Below are 14,872 nucleotides of genomic sequence, written 5' to 3' on the forward strand. Positions count from 1 at the left end.
AGTGGGTTGGCTCGTCAATATAACGGAGCCGGGCGACACTGCTGGGACGTGCCGCTAGGACACCAGCAGCCAGGCGAGCAGGTAGCCGCCCGAATTTGTCGCGGTGTGCAGCAGAATCGGCGCCAGCAGGCCCCGGCCGGCGTGACGCCAAGCTGACAGGAAGATCCCGGCGCCCATCGCGGCGAGCATGGCCGCGACCGGCGCGATCACGGCCCCGGTCGAGCCGAGCAGGTCGTGGACAGCCTGGTTGCGCTGGGCGAGGTGCAGGGCCGGGAAGAAATGCCAGAGCCCGAACATTGCGCTCGCCGCCAGTACCGGGCGCCAGCGCCACTCGCCGTGCCGCGCGCCGAACAGCGCGGGCAGGACGCCACGGAAGGCCACTTCCTCCAGCAGTACCGTGCCGAAGGGAACCCGGATCAGCATCGCCCAGGCCACGGCGCCGGCGGTCAGCCCTGCGGCCCGCGAGTCGCGGAACGCCGCCTGGGTCTCGGGGAGGGCCATGCCGACCGCGTACACGGCGGCGACCCCGGCCACGCCGAGTGCCGCGACGAGAGCCGTACGGCGGGTGATCGTGAGGCCGAGCGTGCGCGGTGTGAAGCCGGCGGCGAGGGCCATCGCGATGAGGAGGAGTGCGGCCGCCGAGTTCCACAGGGGGTAGGCCCAGGACGGCAGGTAGAAGGCGACCATCAATGCCGTCGCGGCGAGGAGCGCTGCCGATCCGGCCACAGCGGAGCGGACGCGCAGCCTGGCCGGGGTTGTGAGCTGCGCCTCTTCGCGTACGAGAAGGTCCATACTAGGGGGCAACGATACCGGCGGATGCGGCGGAAGTGAGGGCGCAGTGGCGACGGACACCCGGGCTGAGCGCAATCGTTACGTCGACTTCCTGCGCGGGTTCAGCCTGGTTGTGGTGGTGGTCTGGCACTGGGCCTTCACGATCATCCGGTGGCGGGCCGACGGGCCGCACGCGACCAGCCCGCTGCGCTTCACCACCGGGATGTGGATCCTCACCTGGCTGTTCCAGGTCATGCCGCTGTTCTTCTACATCGGCGGCTTCGTGCACCTGCGGTCGTGGGAGCGGGCCAGGGAACGCGGTACCGGACTGGCGGTCTTCGTCTGGCGGCGGATCAAGCAGCTCGCGATCCCCTCGCTGGCCCTGCTGCTGACCTGGGTCGCGCTCGGCCTGGCGCTGGAGGGCGCGTACGGCCTGACCTGGATCAAGCAGGCGGTCAAGCTGGTGGTGAGCCCGCTGTGGTTCATCGGGGTGTACCTGATGCTGGTCACCCTGCTGCCGGTCGCGCTGTGGCTGCACCGCCGGTTCGGCTCGCTGACCCTGGTGTGGCTGGCTGGCCTGGCGATGATGATGGACATCCTGCGCTTCAACTACGGCCAGTCGTGGGCTGGCTGGGCCAACCTCGTCATCGTCTGGGGCCTGGCCCACCAGGCCGGGTTCTTCTACCAGCGGGTCGTGGCGGCGCCGAGGCGTTCCGACTGGGTCCTGCTGTGGATCGGCCTGTTCGGCCTGATGGGGCTGGTGTTCTCCGGCCTGTACCCGGGCTCGATGGTCGGCGTCCCCGGCGACAAGTGGTCGAACATGGCCCCGCCGACCTTCGTGATCGTGGCGCTGCTGCTGTTCCAGATGGGCGTGGTCGAGGTCGCCAGGCCCCGGATGGAGTCCCTGCTGACCAGGTCGCGCTGGCAGGCCTTCACCGAGATGATGAGCCGGTTCGCCCTGCCGCTGTTCCTCTTCCACACCACCGGCATGGCGATCTCGCGGTTCATCGGGTGGCTGGTCTTCGACCAGAAGATCGACGACCGGGTGCCCCCGGACGTGGTCTGGTGGCTCTACCGGCCGCTGGCCATCATCGGCCCGCTGATCTGCACCCTGCCGGTGATCTGGCTCTTCGGCCGGCGCTGGGTCCGCAAACCCGTGCCGGTCACCGAAGCGGCCGGCTGACTCGCTAGTTGAGGGATGCGGTGGCCAGCTTCGCGCTGAACCCGACGAACAGCGCGCCTGCGCCGGAGGTCAGCCCGGCGGCCAGCTTCCGGCGGCGGCGGAAGTGCGTGGCCAGCAGCGTGCCCGAGAAGATCAGCGTGCTCAGGTAGGCGAAGCTGAACAGCTGGACCACGGCACCGAGCACGAGGAACGACAGGGCCGGGTGCGCGTAACCCGGGTCGACGAACTGGATGAAGAACGAGACGAAGAACAGGATCGCCTTCGGGTTGAGCAGGCTGATCGTCAGCGCCTTGCGGAACGGCCTCGGTGACTCCAGCTCCGGCTCGGCGGCCTCCGACTCCGCCGCCGGCGTCCGCCACGACTTGATCGCGCCCCACAGCATCCGCAGCCCGATGTACGCCAGGTACCCGGCGCCGGCGTACTTGATCACCATGAAGGCGGCCGGCACGGCACGGAGCAGCGAGGCCACCCCGGCCGCGGACAGCACCATCAGCACCGTGTCGCCGGCGAACACGCCGCACGCCGCCCGGTACCCGGCCTTGACGCCGTGCCTGGCGGCCGTGGTCAGCACGTAGAGCGAGTTGGGGCCGGGGAGCAGGACGATCAGGAACGTGCCGAGGACATATGTCCAGAAGTCGGTGACACCCAACACAGCGACTCCTCCATCCGAGCGCGCGCGGCTGGCCACTCGGCGGCGGTCATGCCATAGAGATACGTGTCCCGCATCGTCCCGTCCGGCCGGATCCTGTGGTTACGGATGACGCCTTCGAGCGTGGCGCCGAGCCGTTCGATCGCGGCCTGCGACCTGGTGTTCATGCGGTCGGTGTGCCACGTTACCCGCAGCGCGCCCAGGTCGTCGAACGCTCTTGTGAGGAGCAGGTACTTCGATTCGCTGTTGACGCCCGAGCGCCACCACGGCTTGCCGATCCAGGTGTACCCGATGCCGAGCGAGCGGTTCGCCTCGTCGATCTCGTAGAAGGAGGTCGTGCCGATGACCCGGCCGGTCGCCGTGTCGATCTGCGCCCACGGCACCCGGTCGGCTGTCGTCAGCGCCGCCCGGATCACCGCGGCCATGCCGTCGGGAGTGGACGGTCGCGGGGTCGACAGCCACGACCACACGTCGTCGTCCTGGCTCGACTCGAACAGCTCCTGCGCGTGGGCCGGGGACAGCGGCTCCAGCCGGACCTTCTCGCCTTCGAGTACCTCGGGGAACAGCCAGGGGCTGCGGGCCAGGTAGGAGGGCTGTGGCTCGGTGCCGTGAGGAACCGGTACACCCCGCACTGTGGACATGGGCAGCACGCCGGACCAGAACGGGAGAGCCAGATCCTCGTCGTCGTCCATCGGGCCGCCGGCCCTGGCCTTGATCGTGGCCTCGGTCAGGTCGATGGCGAGCAGGGAGGTCTGGGCGAGTTCCTTGTCGTTCGCCGGGCGGGCGTCGGCGGACCGGCCAGCCGCGATCTTGTCGACGAAGGCCGCGAGCACGGTGTCGCGCTCGACCGGATCGGTGACGACCCTGGCCGCGCCGTGCACGACAACGGACCGGTAGTTGGCGGTGTGGTGGAACTGGGACTTCGCCAGCACCAGCCCGTCGAGCAGCGTGACGCTCAGGCACAGGCGCAGCTCACCATCGCGGGCCCCGAGCCCGAACCGGCCGCCGGTCGACCCGTGCACGTACACGTGCTCGCCGACCCGGACGTGGAACATCGGGAGCACGCGGGGCTCCCCGTCCACGACCATCCCGATGTGGGCGACGTAGCCCTCGTCGAGCACCTGGTGCAGCACCGTGCGGTCGTCGGTGAACCGGATCGAGCGCCGGAGGGGAGTGGTGCGGCTCATTTGACTCCGCCTTTGTTCTAGTACAAACTGTTGACTGTGCCAGTACATTATCAGCTCACCGGGCGGTCAGCGAGTGCCATCTCGGCCAGCGTCGAGGCGGGCATCCGCACGGGCGGGCTCCCGCCGGGCAGCCCGCTGCCGCCGATCCGCACCCTCGCCGCCGAGCTGGGAGTCAGCCCGGCGACGGTCGCGTCCGCGTACACGGCACTGCGGCAGCGCGGGCTGCTGGAGAGCGCCGGCCGGGCTGGCACGCGGGTCAGGGAAAGGCCTGCGGTCAGTTTCCGGAGCGCCGAGCTGCTCGCGGTACCGGAGAATGCTGTTGATCTGTCGTCCGGAGCGCCTGCGCTGGACCGGCTGCCGCGGCTCGCCCCGATCCTGGCCAGCCTCGATCCGGCCCCGGTCAGCTACCGCGACGCCGGGGTGCTGCCGGAGCTGGCCGCGATGGCGCGTGACCGGCTCGCCGCCGAGGACATTCCCGCCACCGAGATCGTGCTGACCAGTGGCGCGCTGGACGGGATCGAGAGGCTGCTCGGCGCGTATGTCGCCCCCGGTGACGCGGTCGGCATCGAGGATCCGGGCTGGGCCAACGCGATCGACCTGGTCGCGGCGATGGGCCTGCGCGCGGTGCCGATGCCGGTCGACGAGCACGGTCCGACGCTGGAAGGCGTGACGGCGGCGCTGGCGGCAGGCGTCCGGGCGGTCATCATCACGACCCGCGCGCACAACCCGACCGGCGCGGCCCTCAGCCCGGAACGCTCGGCGGCACTGCGGGTCCTGCTCGCGGCGCACCCCGACGTGCTGGTAATCGAGGACGATCACTGCGGAGACCTGGCGGAAGTCCCGCTGTACCCGCTCGCCGGGCTCACCCCGGCCTGGGCGTACATCCGGTCGGTCTCGAAGGCCTACGGTCCCGACCTGCGGCTCGCCGTCGTCACCGGCGACCCGGTGACCGCCGGGCGGGTGGCCGGGCGCCAGAGATTCGGCGCCGGGTGGGTCTCGACGATCCTCCAGCACGCTGTCCTGCGCATGTGGTCATCGTCCGAAGTGGCAGATCAAGTGCGCACAACCAGTGAGGTGTACCGGGCGCGCCGCGAAGCCCTCATCGCCGCCCTCGCCGGGCACGGGCTGCACGCCACCGGCCGCAGCGGCATCAACGTCTGGGTACCGGTACCCGACGAGACCGTCGCCGTCGCCCGCCTCCGCGACCTGGGCTGGGCTGTCGCGCCCGGCGCCGCGTACCGGCTCGCCAGCCCGCCAGCCCTGCGGATCACGATCAGCACCCTCGGGGCGGAGCAGGTCGGTCCACTGGCCGAGGCGATCTTCACGGCTGCGGCCCAGGTACCGGGCCGGGGCCGGGTCTGACTGCCGGTTCCCTGCCCCGTTTCCCGGCCTGTTTCTCTTCCCCGACCATGATCGCGGAGCGGGGCGGTGGCTGTGCGAGGATCGCTCATGTGGATGTCCCCCGGATCCAGCGGCGTACACTGACCCTCCTCATGATCACGCAGGTGATCGGCGGGGTCGGTGTCGCGATCGGTATCGCCGTCGGCGCGCTTCTCACCAAGCAGATCACCGGCAGCCCCGGGCTCTCCGGCCTGGCCCAGAGCTCCGCCGTGGTCGGCGGTGCGCTGCTGGCGATCCCGGTGACCCGGCTGATGACCAGGTCCGGGCGCCGTCCCGGCCTCATGCTGGCGTACGCGGTGGGTGTCGCGGGGGCGCTCCTGATCGTCGCGGCCGCCGCCACCGGGTCCTCGCTGCTGGCCTTCGCCGGTATGTTCTGCTTCGGCGGGGGTACCGCGGCGAACCTCCAGGCCCGTTACGCCGCAGTGGACCTGGCCGAGCCCGCCCGGCGCGGCTGGCAGCTGTCCATTGTGGTCTGGGCGACCACCGTCGGCTCGGTGGCCGGGCCGAACCTGGCCGCGCCAGCAGACCGGCTCGTCCGCAGCTACTGGAGCGGGATGCCGGACATGGCCGGCCCGTTCGTGTTCAGCGCGCTCGCGTTCGGCATCGCTGGCCTCGTGCTCTGGCTGCTGCTCCGCCCCGACCCGCTGCTGCTGTCCCGCGAGCTCGCCGGCGCTCCGGCGGCGGCCACCGGCAAGAAGGCCGGGATGCGGGTCGCCTTCCGGCTGGTGATGGGCATCCCCGGTGCCCGGCTGGGCCTCGCCTCGGCGGCGATCGGCCACCTCGTGATGGTCGGCGTCATGTCGATGACCCCGATCTACATCGAGCAGGGCCCCGGCCACTCCCACGCCGACGTCCTGAACATCGTCGGCATCGTCCTGAGCATCCACATCGCCGGCATGTACGCGCTGAGCCCCATCGTCGGCTGGGCCACCGACAAGCTCGGCCGGCGTCCCGTGGTGATCACCGGCATCGGGCTGCTCCTCGCGGCCTGCGCCGTGTCCGGTACCGCCGACCACGGCACCCCGCAGCTCGCCGTCGGCCTGGGTCTGCTCGGCCTCGGCTGGTCCTGCACGATGATCTCCGGTTCGACCCTGCTCGCCGAGTCCGTGCCGCTGGAACAGCGCCCGGTCGCCCAGGGCCTGTCCGACCTGACGATGGGGCTGGCGGGAGCCGGGGCCGGTGCGCTGGCGGGGCTCGTGGTGCAGATCGCCGGATACCCGATCCTGACCCTGCTCGCGGCGGTCTGCGCGATCCCGGTACTCGGACTGGCCCTGCGCGGCGCCGGCCGCCCGGACCCGGTGCCCTCGGAGCGCTGAGCTTCAGGCCAGGCCTGCTCGTCCGGAGCGCTGAGCCGGGGCGGCGGTGGGGTCCCACTACTATGGCCGGGTGAGACTCACCGACTTCTGGCAGCGGCTGGAGCTGGCTTTCGGAGCCGGGTACGCCGAGAGCGTCGCCACCGACCAGACCCTGACGGAGCTGGGCGGTCGCACGATCCGCGAGGCGCTGGCCTCCGGCGCGGAGACCGTGACGGTGTGGCGGGCGGTCGTCCGGGCGTACCCGGACAGGATCCCGGCGAGGCTGCGCTGAGCCCCGGTCCGCCCCCGCACTGACCACCGCTCCCTCCTGCCCTGATCTTGTGCCATTTTGCCGAGTTGTATGTACGCCTTTGCCGGATTTGTTATCACCTGTTCTAGGTGATCTCCGTGTTGCGACTTGAATAGAACACGTGTACGGCTATTGTGCTTACTCGTGGCAGGTGGGTGTCGGGCGGAAAACTGTCAGACCCTCCGCTTACGGTGTCAGGCGTGAACAAGCGAGCGACCGCGAAGACGGCGAATACAGGGGTGACGGCGATGGCAGCAGGCCAGGATCGGGAGAAGGCGCTTGAGCTAGCCCTCGCCCAGATCGACAAGCAGTTCGGCAAGGGCTCGGTGATGCGCCTGGGCGACCGCACCGCGGCCCCGGTCTCCGTGATCCCCACCGGCTCCATCGCGCTGGATGTCGCACTCGGCATCGGCGGCGTGCCGCGTGGCCGGATCATCGAGATCTACGGCCCGGAGTCCTCGGGTAAGACCACCCTGACCCTGCACCTGATCGCCAACGCCCAGGCGAACGGCGGCATCGCGGCGTTCATCGACGCCGAGCACGCCCTCGACCCGGAGTACGCGAAGGCGCTCGGCGTGGACACCGACGCGCTGCTGGTCTCCCAGCCGGACACCGGCGAGCAGGCGCTGGAGATCGCGGACATGCTGATCCGCTCCGGCGCGATCGACATCATCGTGATCGACTCGGTGGCGGCCCTCGTGCCGCGCGCCGAGATCGAGGGCGAGATGGGCGACAGCCACGTCGGCCTCCAGGCCCGGCTGATGAGCCAGGCCCTCCGGAAGATCACGGGTGCGCTGAGCACCTCGGGCACCACCGCCATTTTCATCAACCAGCTCCGCGAGAAGATCGGCGTCATGTTCGGCTCCCCGGAGACCACGACCGGTGGTAAGGCGCTGAAGTTCTACGCCTCCGTCCGGATGGACATCCGCCGGATCGAGAGCCTGAAGGACGGCACCGACGTCGTCGGTAACCGGACCAGGGTCAAGGTCGTGAAGAACAAGGTCGCCTCGCCGTTCAAGCAGGCGGAGTTCGACATCATGTACGGCAAGGGCATCAGCCGCGAGGGCTCCCTGATCGACGTCGGCGTCGAGCAGGGCATCATCCGCAAGTCCGGCGCCTGGTACACGTACGAGGGCGACCAGCTCGGCCAGGGCAAGGAGAACGCGCGGAACTTCCTCCGGGAGAACCCGGACGTCGCCGCCGAGATCGAGAAGCGGATCAAGGAGAAGCTGGGCGTCGGCGCGGTCGTGGACGCCGAGGCCGCCCCGCTGGCCCCGCCGGTCGACTTCTAGGCCTTCCGGGCACACGTCGCTCGTGTCTGCCACATCGTGAAGGAGCAGCAGGGGGAGGGGCGTGCCACCGGCCGGACTCCGGCCGAAGGCACCCCCAGCCCGCCCGAAGAAGACCGTTCCCTGCTGGACTGGCACGGCTACTGGCCGTCCAAGCCGGGCACGGGGGCCGGGGCCCGCCGCAAGGGGCCCGACCTGGGGTTACCTGCTGGGGACGACCAGCAGGGCGAGGCCACCGACCTGGGTCCGGCGAACGCAAGTCTTGCCGATCCTGGATCCGTTCGAGAGCCCGTTCACGGGTTTGATCCTGAGCCCGATCCCGATCGTGATCGCGGGTTCGATCCCGGATTCGGTTCCCGGCCCGGGTTGGAGTCCGATCCTGGGCTCGATCCCGGTTCCGATCCCCGTTCGCGTTCCGGGTCCGGAGCCGGTTCCGATCCCGAGTTCGGTTCCCGGCCCAGTCCTGGGTTCGATTCCAGGCCTGGTCGCAGGCCCGTTCATGGCCGGGGAGCGGAGGAAGCCCACCCTTGGGCCGCGTACGGCGATCCGGCCGACCGGCCCGGCGGCGAGGCTGCCCGCTGGCTGGGCGACCTTGCCCAGCCCGAGCAGCACCACCAGGCCGGGGCGGCTTTCGCCTGGCCGTTCCAGGAGGAAGCCCCCGCCGGAGACGCTGGCAGCCCACCGTGGCTGTCCGCTGAGGACGATCAGGCTGAAGGTGCGCCGAGGCGCTGGCCGGTAGCGGAGCCAGAGGATGCCCGCCCGGAGTTTCCGGCCGCCTGGCCGCTGCCCGAGCCGGAGGAAACGCCGGCGCGACGCCGAGGCTGGCCAGGTGCCGCCGAACGCAAGCCGCGATCGGAGGCCCGGGTAAGGCGGGGTCGCGCTGCGGCTAGCCCACCTTCATTGTCCGAAGAGGACAGTCCGGAGGGCGGCCCGCAGGGCGGATCACGGCGCGGCTGGGGCGCTCGGCGAGTCACCGGCGAACGCACCGAGCCCGGCAACGAGTTCGCCACCGAGCCCGACACCGAGTTCGGCAACGAGCCTGGCACCGCGCTGGGCTTCACTGCCAACAACGACAGCGACGACAACACCGCCGGCCGGCGCGCCACCGGCAGCCAGGGCAGTACCGGCAGCCGAGACGGCCGGAGGTCCCGCCCTGCGGCGTCGCAGGACGCAGGTCCGCCGCTGCAGTTCTCGCCGAATGAGACGGGCGAGATAGGTGAGGCCGGCGAGGATGAGGCCCCCGGGCGGAGTACCGGCGGCAGGCGTGGTCGCGCGCGCGAGGCGGGGTCCGGCGAGGGCACACGGGGTCGCCGGTCGCGGCGCCAGCCCGGCCAGATGACCGAGGAGGAGGCCCGTGATCCGCTGGCCGCCGCCCGGAACATCTGCCTGCGGCTGCTGACCGACCGGCCGCGTACCCGGGCTGAGCTCGCCACGGCCCTCGCCAAGCGCGGTATCCCGGCTGAGGCGGCCGATGCGGTTCTCGACCGGTACGACGAGGTGGGGCTGATCGATGACGCGGCCTTCGCCCGTGCCTGGGTGAGCAGCCGGCACCACGGCCGGGGGCTCGCCCGCCGGGCGCTCGGCCAGGAGTTGCGCCGCAAGGGCGTGGACACCGACACGATCGGGGAGGCGCTCGGCGAGCTGGACTCCGACACCGAGGAGGAGACGGCGCGGGCTCTGGTCGAGCGGAAGCTCCGGAGTACCCGGGGCGAGCCGGAGGCCGTGCTGCGCAAGCTCGTCGGGATGCTGGCCCGGAAGGGCTACGCGCCAGGGCTCTCGTTCCGCGTGGTCAAGGAGGCGCTGGAGCGGGCCGGGGAGGAAGCGGAGTTCGACCCGGAGGCGCTCAGCGACGGGTACCTGGGGGAGGTGTGAGGGGGGCCGCCGGGCGGTGGTGCGCGGGGCGCACGTGCACGGCCCCTCCGGTACCTGGGAAGATGGCGGGGAGGCGGCCACGTGGCCGATGGTGCTTCCTTGACCGGGACAGCTCTTTCGACCTAGCCTCGCAGTAACAACGAGGAGAACGTCCGAGTACAGCGGGTTACCCGCACTCATATAGCGCATGTCATGAAAGCGATCTTTGGCACGGCACGCCCGGCTTGACCATCCGGCTTGACCTTCCGGCTGTGGCCGGATGGCTCGGTGACAGCTCGGTAGCGGGGCCGGCCCGAGCCTGCATACTCCTCGGCAGCGGCGGTGACGACAGCGGCGGGAGCCGCGAGGTACGGGGAGGAGGCGGCCGTGACCGCGATCGAGTTCGGGGTTCTGGCTGCTGTCGTTGTGCTGGCCGTTCTGGTGCTGGCCTGCCTGTTCCTGGTGCTCCGGCGCCTGCAGGGCGTCCCGGGAGCCGCTGTGGCCCCGGGAGGGTCCGAGGCGGCCAGGCTGCGTGCCGAGGAGGAGGCTGCCCGGATCGCCGAGCGGGCCACGCTGGAGGCCGAGCGGCTCCAGGGCCGGGCGGAGAGCGAGCTGGCCAGGGCCCGGGCAGAGGCCGTGGAGGTCGTGGCCGAGGCCAAGACGCAGGCGCAGGAGGCTGTCGCCCGGGCGCGCGCCGAGGCAGAGCAGCTCACCGCGACGGCCAAGGCTCAGGCCGAGCGCTCGGCGGCCGAGGCTCGCTCGGGTGCCGAGACCCTGCTGGCCCAGGCGAAGTCCGACTCGGAAGCACTGATCACCCAGGTGCGCGCCCGGGCGGAGGAGACGGCCGCCGAGGCGAAGACCCGGGCCGCCGAGCTGTCCGCTGAGGCGAGGTCCCGGGCGGAGCAGATCGCCGCCGACGCCGCGGCGAAGGCCGAGCGTGTGCTGGCCGAGGCGACCGCCCAGGCGAGCCAGCTGGCCGCCGACGCGAAGACGCAGGCCGAGCGGCTGATCGCCGACGGTACGACGCAGGCTGAGCAGACTCTGGCCCGCGCGGCGGCCGACCGCGACGCCCTGACCGCGCAGGCGGAGTCCCTGCGGGCCGAGGCGGTCCGGATCAGGGACGGTGCCGCGCAGGCCGCGGCGGACGCGCGGACGGCTGCGCGTGCCGAGTACGACCAGAAGCTTGTGCAGCTCACCAGCCGCCTCGCCGCCGTCGAGCAGCAGCAGGCGCGGATCGACGAGCGGGAGCTGCGGCTGGCCAGCGAGGCCGAGCGGCTGACCGAGCGGGACAAGCGGATCGCCACGGCCGAGGCTGGCCTGGCCAGCCGCGAGGCCCAGCTGGCCGAGCAGGAGGTCGTCCTGGCCGAGGCGCACGACGAGCGTCTCAAGGAGCTGTCCCGGGTGGCTGGCCTGACCGCCGACGCGGCGAAGGCCGAGCTGGTCTCGACGCTCGAGGGCCAGGCCAAGCGCCAGGCCGCGGTGCTGATCCGCGACATCGAGGCCGACGCGCGTTCCACGGCGGAGACCAGGGCCAGGCACATCGTGGTCGACGCCATCCAGCGGGTGGCCAGCGAGCAGACGGCCGAGAGCGTGGTCAGCGTCCTGCACCTGCCGAGCGACGAGATGAAGGGCCGGATCATCGGCCGGGAGGGCCGCAACATCCGGGCCTTCGAGTCCGTCACCGGGGTCAACCTGATCATCGACGACACGCCGGAAGCCGTGCTGCTGTCGTGCTTCGACCCGGTCCGGCGGGAGATTGGCCGGGTCACGCTGGAGAAGCTGGTCCTGGACGGCCGGATCCACCCGCACCGGATCGAGGAGATCCACGACCTCGCGAAGTACGAGGTGGAGAAGCTGTGCCGCCGGGCGGCCGAGGACGCGCTGGTCGAGGTCGGCATCACGAGCATCCATCCGGAGCTGATCGGGCTGCTCGGCAGGCTGCGGTACAGGACGAGCTACGGGCAGAACGTGCTCAAGCACCTGGTCGAGACCGCGCACATCGCCGGCATCATGGCCGCAGAGCTGGGCCTCAAGCCCGACCTGATCAAGCGGGGCGCGTTCCTGCACGACATCGGCAAGGCGCTCACCCACGAGGTCGAGGGCAGCCACGCGCTGATCGGCGCGGAGGTGGCCCGGCGGTACGGCGAGCCGGAGGAGGTGGTGCACGCGATCGAGGCGCACCACAACGAGGTGCAGCCGCAGACCATCGAGGCCGTGCTGACCCAGGCGTCGGACTCCTGTTCCGGTGGCCGTCCGGGTGCCCGGCGGGAGAGCCTGGAGGCCTACGTCAAGCGGCTGGAGCGGATCGAGGAGATCGCCGGGGACCGCGAGGGCGTGGACAAGGTGTTCGCCATGCAGGCCGGCCGGGAGATCCGGGTCATGGTCAAGCCGGACGACGTCGACGACATCGGGGCGGCCGTGCTGGCCAGGGATGTCGCCAAGCAGATCGAGGACGAGCTGACCTACCCGGGGCAGATCCGGGTCACGGTGGTCCGCGAGTCCCGGGTGAGCGAGATCGCCCGCTGACCCGGTGCGCCGCAGGCCCGACCGGGGGACCGGGCAATCCGCTGTCGCCGTCCCGGTGACTGTCGGTAGTCTCGCCCGGTGATAGAGATCAAGACTGAGCGGTTGCTCCTGCGGGACTGGCGCGACGAGGACCTGCCGGCCTGGACGGCCATCAACGCCGACCCGGAGGTCCGTGAGTACCTGGGGCCGGTGTGGGACGAGGCGCAGTCCGCCGCGTCGATGGTGAAGTACCAGGAGGCGTACCAGCGCAACGGCTTCAGCTTCTGGGCCGTGGAGTCCCTGGCCACCGGCGAGCTGCTCGGGCTGGCGGGGCTGGACCCGGTCGAGCCGGAGGTACCCTTCGACGGCATCGAGATCGGCTGGCGGCTCGCCCGCTCGGCGTGGGGCAAGGGCTACGCGTCCGAGGCGGCGCTGGCCGCGCTGGACTTCGGGTTCCGTACGGCTGGGCTGGCGGAGATCTTCGCGATCACGCTGGCCGGGAATGTCCGCTCACAGGCGGTGATGACCCGGGTCGGCATGACGCACGTACCGGAGCGTGACTTCGTCTACCACGAGACGCCGGGCGACGAGGGCTACCAGCACGTGGTGTGGAGCAAGAAGGCCGCGTAACGCAAAGGTGCCCGGGACGGCAGCGAGCCGGTCCGGGCACCTTTCAGCGCTACCCCTCAGATGGGCCCGGTGCCGTCGACGCCGGTCTCCACGACGGTCGGCGCAGCGGCCGCGACGTCCTTCGTCTTCTTGCCCGTGGCGAGCCGGTGCTGCACGTACTGGGCGAGCTTCGACAACGCGTAGTTCGCGGTGATGAACATGACCGCGATGACGGTGTACACCTGGATCGGGTTGCCCAGGGTCCCGACGATCTGCTTGCCAACGTTCAGCAGGTCCTCGTAGGAGATGATGAAGCCCAGTGACGTGTCCTTGAGGACCACGACGAGCTGGCTGATCAGCGCCGGGAGCATCACCTTGAAGGCCTGCGGCAGCAGGATGATCCGGGTGGTCTGGAAGGTGCTCAGCCCGAGGGCGGAGGCGGCTTCGGCCTGCCCGCCGGGGAGCCCGGCCATGCCGGAGCGGAGGATCTCGGCGATGACGACGCTGTTGTAGATGCCCAGGCCGATGACCAGGTACCACAGGGGCTCCAGGTTCAGGCCGACCGTCGGCCCGAACCGGGCGACGAAGAAGATCGTGATGACGACCGGCAGGCCACGGGCGATCTCCACGTACCCGCGGAGCAGGGCGTTGCCCGTCCACACCAGACCGCGCAGGCCGCCAGCCTCGACCCCGCGGAGCCGCGTCGGTGTCGCGTTGGGTGAGTCGACAGTGGTGACGACCGGATTGCCCAGCAGCGTGGAGAAGCGGCGGCTTCGCAGCCCGCCGAGCTGCACGCGCGCGATGGCCAGGGCTGTGCCCGCGGCGACCGAGACGACGATCGCGAGTACGGCGGCGAGCAGCGTCATCTGCGCGCCTTCCCAGATCCGCTGCCAGACCAGCGCGAACGCGTCGACACCCTCGAACTCGTAGCCGGGGATGAGGAGCGGGCCCCACTTCTCCTCCGTGAACTGCCCGTTGCGTTCGAGGGGGAGGTACACGAAGTAGTACAGGCCGGCCACGACGGCAGCCAGCACGACGATGCTGCCGATCAGGGTGACGCGCTTGGCGCGCGGGCCTGGGGCGTCGTAGAGGACGCTCGCCTGCTGGTTCTTCATCGGGCCACCGCCCGGCGCTTCTCGATCCGGTCGAGGAGCAGCCCCAGCGGGATGGTCATGATGAGGTATCCGATCGAGATGCCGATGAACACGGGGATGATGGGCTCACCGCCGGCCCCGGTGAGCCGGTCGGCCACCGAGGACAGGTCGCCGACGACGCCGAAGAAGCCGGCCAGCGCCGAGTTCTTGATCATGGCGATGATGACCGAGCCCAGCGGGACGATCGCGGCCTTCCAGGCCTGGGGGAGCACGACGTGCCGCAGGTTCTGGGTGAAGGTCAGGCCCAGTGACCTGGCGGCCTCCGCCTGCCCGGCCGGGACGGCGTTGATGCCGGCCCGCAGTGCCTCGCACACGAACGCCGCCGTGTAGAGGGTCAGCGCGATGACCGCGAGCCGGAAGAACGGCAGGTCGGTACCGAGCCGCCGGAACAGCTGATCCAGCAGCGGGATCTTCAGGAAGTTCCCGTTGACGCCGATCGTCGGCAGCGCGAACGCGCAGAAGAACATGACGATCGTCAGCGGCATGTTCCGGAACACCGTCACGTACGCGGTGCCGACAGCCCTCAGCGGCGGCACCGGTGAGATCCGCAGTACCGCGACGGCGGTGCCCACGACGAGGGCACCGATCGCGGACAGCAGGCAGAGCTGGAAGGTGACCCAGAACCCGGACACGAACTGGTCCGAGTACTTGATGAGTACGTCCACTCG

13 protein-coding genes are annotated in these 14,872 nt (G+C 70.8%); 8 read left to right on the plus strand and 5 right to left on the minus strand.

Annotation, left to right across the window (positions count from 1 at the left end):
- Positions 1–54: 54 nt before the first annotated feature.
- A complete protein-coding gene (locus A3G1_RS0132065) occupies positions 55–792 on the minus strand; it encodes a CPBP family intramembrane glutamic endopeptidase (protein ID WP_018353598.1) in 738 nt (245 codons plus the stop codon).
- Between the two features lie 46 nt (positions 793–838).
- On the opposite strand from A3G1_RS0132065, the gene A3G1_RS0132070 reads away from it, so the two are divergent.
- Positions 839–1,954, plus strand: coding sequence for an acyltransferase family protein (locus A3G1_RS0132070; RefSeq protein WP_018353599.1), 1,116 nt, complete (start codon positions 839–841; stop codon positions 1,952–1,954).
- Positions 1,955–1,958: 4 nt separating this feature from the next.
- Here the strand turns inward: A3G1_RS0132070 and leuE are convergent, their stop codons facing one another.
- Both leuE and A3G1_RS0132080 read right to left on the minus strand, forming a co-directional pair.
- Positions 1,959–2,606 (minus strand): leucine efflux protein LeuE, encoded by a 648-nt coding sequence (gene leuE / locus A3G1_RS0132075; protein ID WP_157641552.1) that lies wholly within the window; start codon positions 2,604–2,606, stop codon positions 1,959–1,961.
- Positions 2,558–3,790 carry a bifunctional pyridoxamine 5'-phosphate oxidase family protein/GNAT family N-acetyltransferase gene (locus A3G1_RS0132080; protein WP_018353601.1) on the minus strand — a complete coding sequence of 411 codons (1,233 nt, stop codon included), beginning with the start codon at positions 3,788–3,790 and terminating at the stop codon, positions 2,558–2,560. The genes leuE and A3G1_RS0132080 overlap by 49 nt, the downstream gene beginning before the upstream one ends.
- A gap of 36 nt (positions 3,791–3,826) precedes the next feature.
- On the opposite strand from A3G1_RS0132080, the gene A3G1_RS0132085 reads away from it, so the two are divergent.
- The 7 genes from A3G1_RS0132085 to A3G1_RS0132120 all read left to right on the plus strand — a co-directional run bounded on the left by A3G1_RS0132085 (position 3,827) and on the right by A3G1_RS0132120 (position 13,071).
- Positions 3,827–5,152, plus strand: a complete 1,326-nt coding sequence (locus A3G1_RS0132085; RefSeq protein WP_018353602.1) for an aminotransferase class I/II-fold pyridoxal phosphate-dependent enzyme — start codon at positions 3,827–3,829, stop codon at positions 5,150–5,152.
- A 47-nt stretch (positions 5,153–5,199) separates the two neighbouring features.
- Positions 5,200–6,507, plus strand: a complete 1,308-nt coding sequence (locus tag A3G1_RS0132090) for an MFS transporter (protein ID WP_051110734.1) — start codon at positions 5,200–5,202, stop codon at positions 6,505–6,507.
- Positions 6,508–6,577: 70 nt separating this feature from the next.
- Positions 6,578–6,778, plus strand: a complete 201-nt coding sequence (locus A3G1_RS0132095; RefSeq protein WP_026212735.1) for a DUF3046 domain-containing protein — start codon at positions 6,578–6,580, stop codon at positions 6,776–6,778.
- 266 nt (positions 6,779–7,044) lie between these two features.
- Positions 7,045–8,088: a recombinase RecA gene (recA, locus tag A3G1_RS0132100; protein WP_026212736.1), complete on the plus strand. Its 1,044-nt coding sequence runs from the start codon at positions 7,045–7,047 to the stop codon at positions 8,086–8,088.
- Between the two features lie 1,332 nt (positions 8,089–9,420).
- Positions 9,421–9,957: a regulatory protein RecX gene (locus A3G1_RS37865; RefSeq protein ID WP_083937258.1), complete on the plus strand. Its 537-nt coding sequence runs from the start codon at positions 9,421–9,423 to the stop codon at positions 9,955–9,957.
- Positions 9,958–10,809: 852 nt separating this feature from the next.
- Entirely contained in the window at positions 10,810–12,462 is a 1,653-nt protein-coding gene (gene rny / locus A3G1_RS0132115) for a ribonuclease Y (RefSeq protein ID WP_425411419.1), read from the plus strand.
- A gap of 78 nt (positions 12,463–12,540) precedes the next feature.
- Positions 12,541–13,071, plus strand: a complete 531-nt coding sequence (locus A3G1_RS0132120; RefSeq protein ID WP_026212738.1) for a GNAT family N-acetyltransferase — start codon at positions 12,541–12,543, stop codon at positions 13,069–13,071.
- A gap of 56 nt (positions 13,072–13,127) precedes the next feature.
- Here the strand turns inward: A3G1_RS0132120 and A3G1_RS0132125 are convergent, their stop codons facing one another.
- A complete protein-coding gene (locus tag A3G1_RS0132125) occupies positions 13,128–14,165 on the minus strand; it encodes an amino acid ABC transporter permease (protein ID WP_018353609.1) in 1,038 nt (345 codons plus the stop codon).
- Positions 14,162–14,869 carry an amino acid ABC transporter permease gene (locus tag A3G1_RS0132130; protein ID WP_018353610.1) on the minus strand — a complete coding sequence of 236 codons (708 nt, stop codon included), beginning with the start codon at positions 14,867–14,869 and terminating at the stop codon, positions 14,162–14,164. Before A3G1_RS0132130 ends, A3G1_RS0132125 begins: the two co-directional genes overlap by 4 nt.
- Positions 14,870–14,872: the final 3 nt, after the last annotated feature.

This window comes from Longispora albida DSM 44784, assembly GCF_000379825.1.
Lineage (GTDB): Bacteria > Actinomycetota > Actinomycetes > Mycobacteriales > Micromonosporaceae > Longispora > Longispora albida.

Coding starts and splice junctions, on each gene's coding strand:
- A3G1_RS0132125 (WP_018353609.1), bottom strand. CDS start 14,165: ATGAAGAACCAGCAGGCGAGCGTCCTCTACGACGCCCCAGGCCCGCGC.
- A3G1_RS0132065 (WP_018353598.1), bottom strand. CDS start 792: ATGGACCTTCTCGTACGCGAAGAGGCGCAGCTCACAACCCCGGCCAGG.
- A3G1_RS0132090 (WP_051110734.1), top strand. CDS start 5,200: ATGATCGCGGAGCGGGGCGGTGGCTGTGCGAGGATCGCTCATGTGGAT.
- A3G1_RS0132080 (WP_018353601.1), bottom strand. CDS start 3,790: ATGAGCCGCACCACTCCCCTCCGGCGCTCGATCCGGTTCACCGACGAC.
- A3G1_RS37865 (WP_083937258.1), top strand. CDS start 9,421: ATGACCGAGGAGGAGGCCCGTGATCCGCTGGCCGCCGCCCGGAACATC.
- recA (WP_026212736.1), top strand. CDS start 7,045: ATGGCAGCAGGCCAGGATCGGGAGAAGGCGCTTGAGCTAGCCCTCGCC.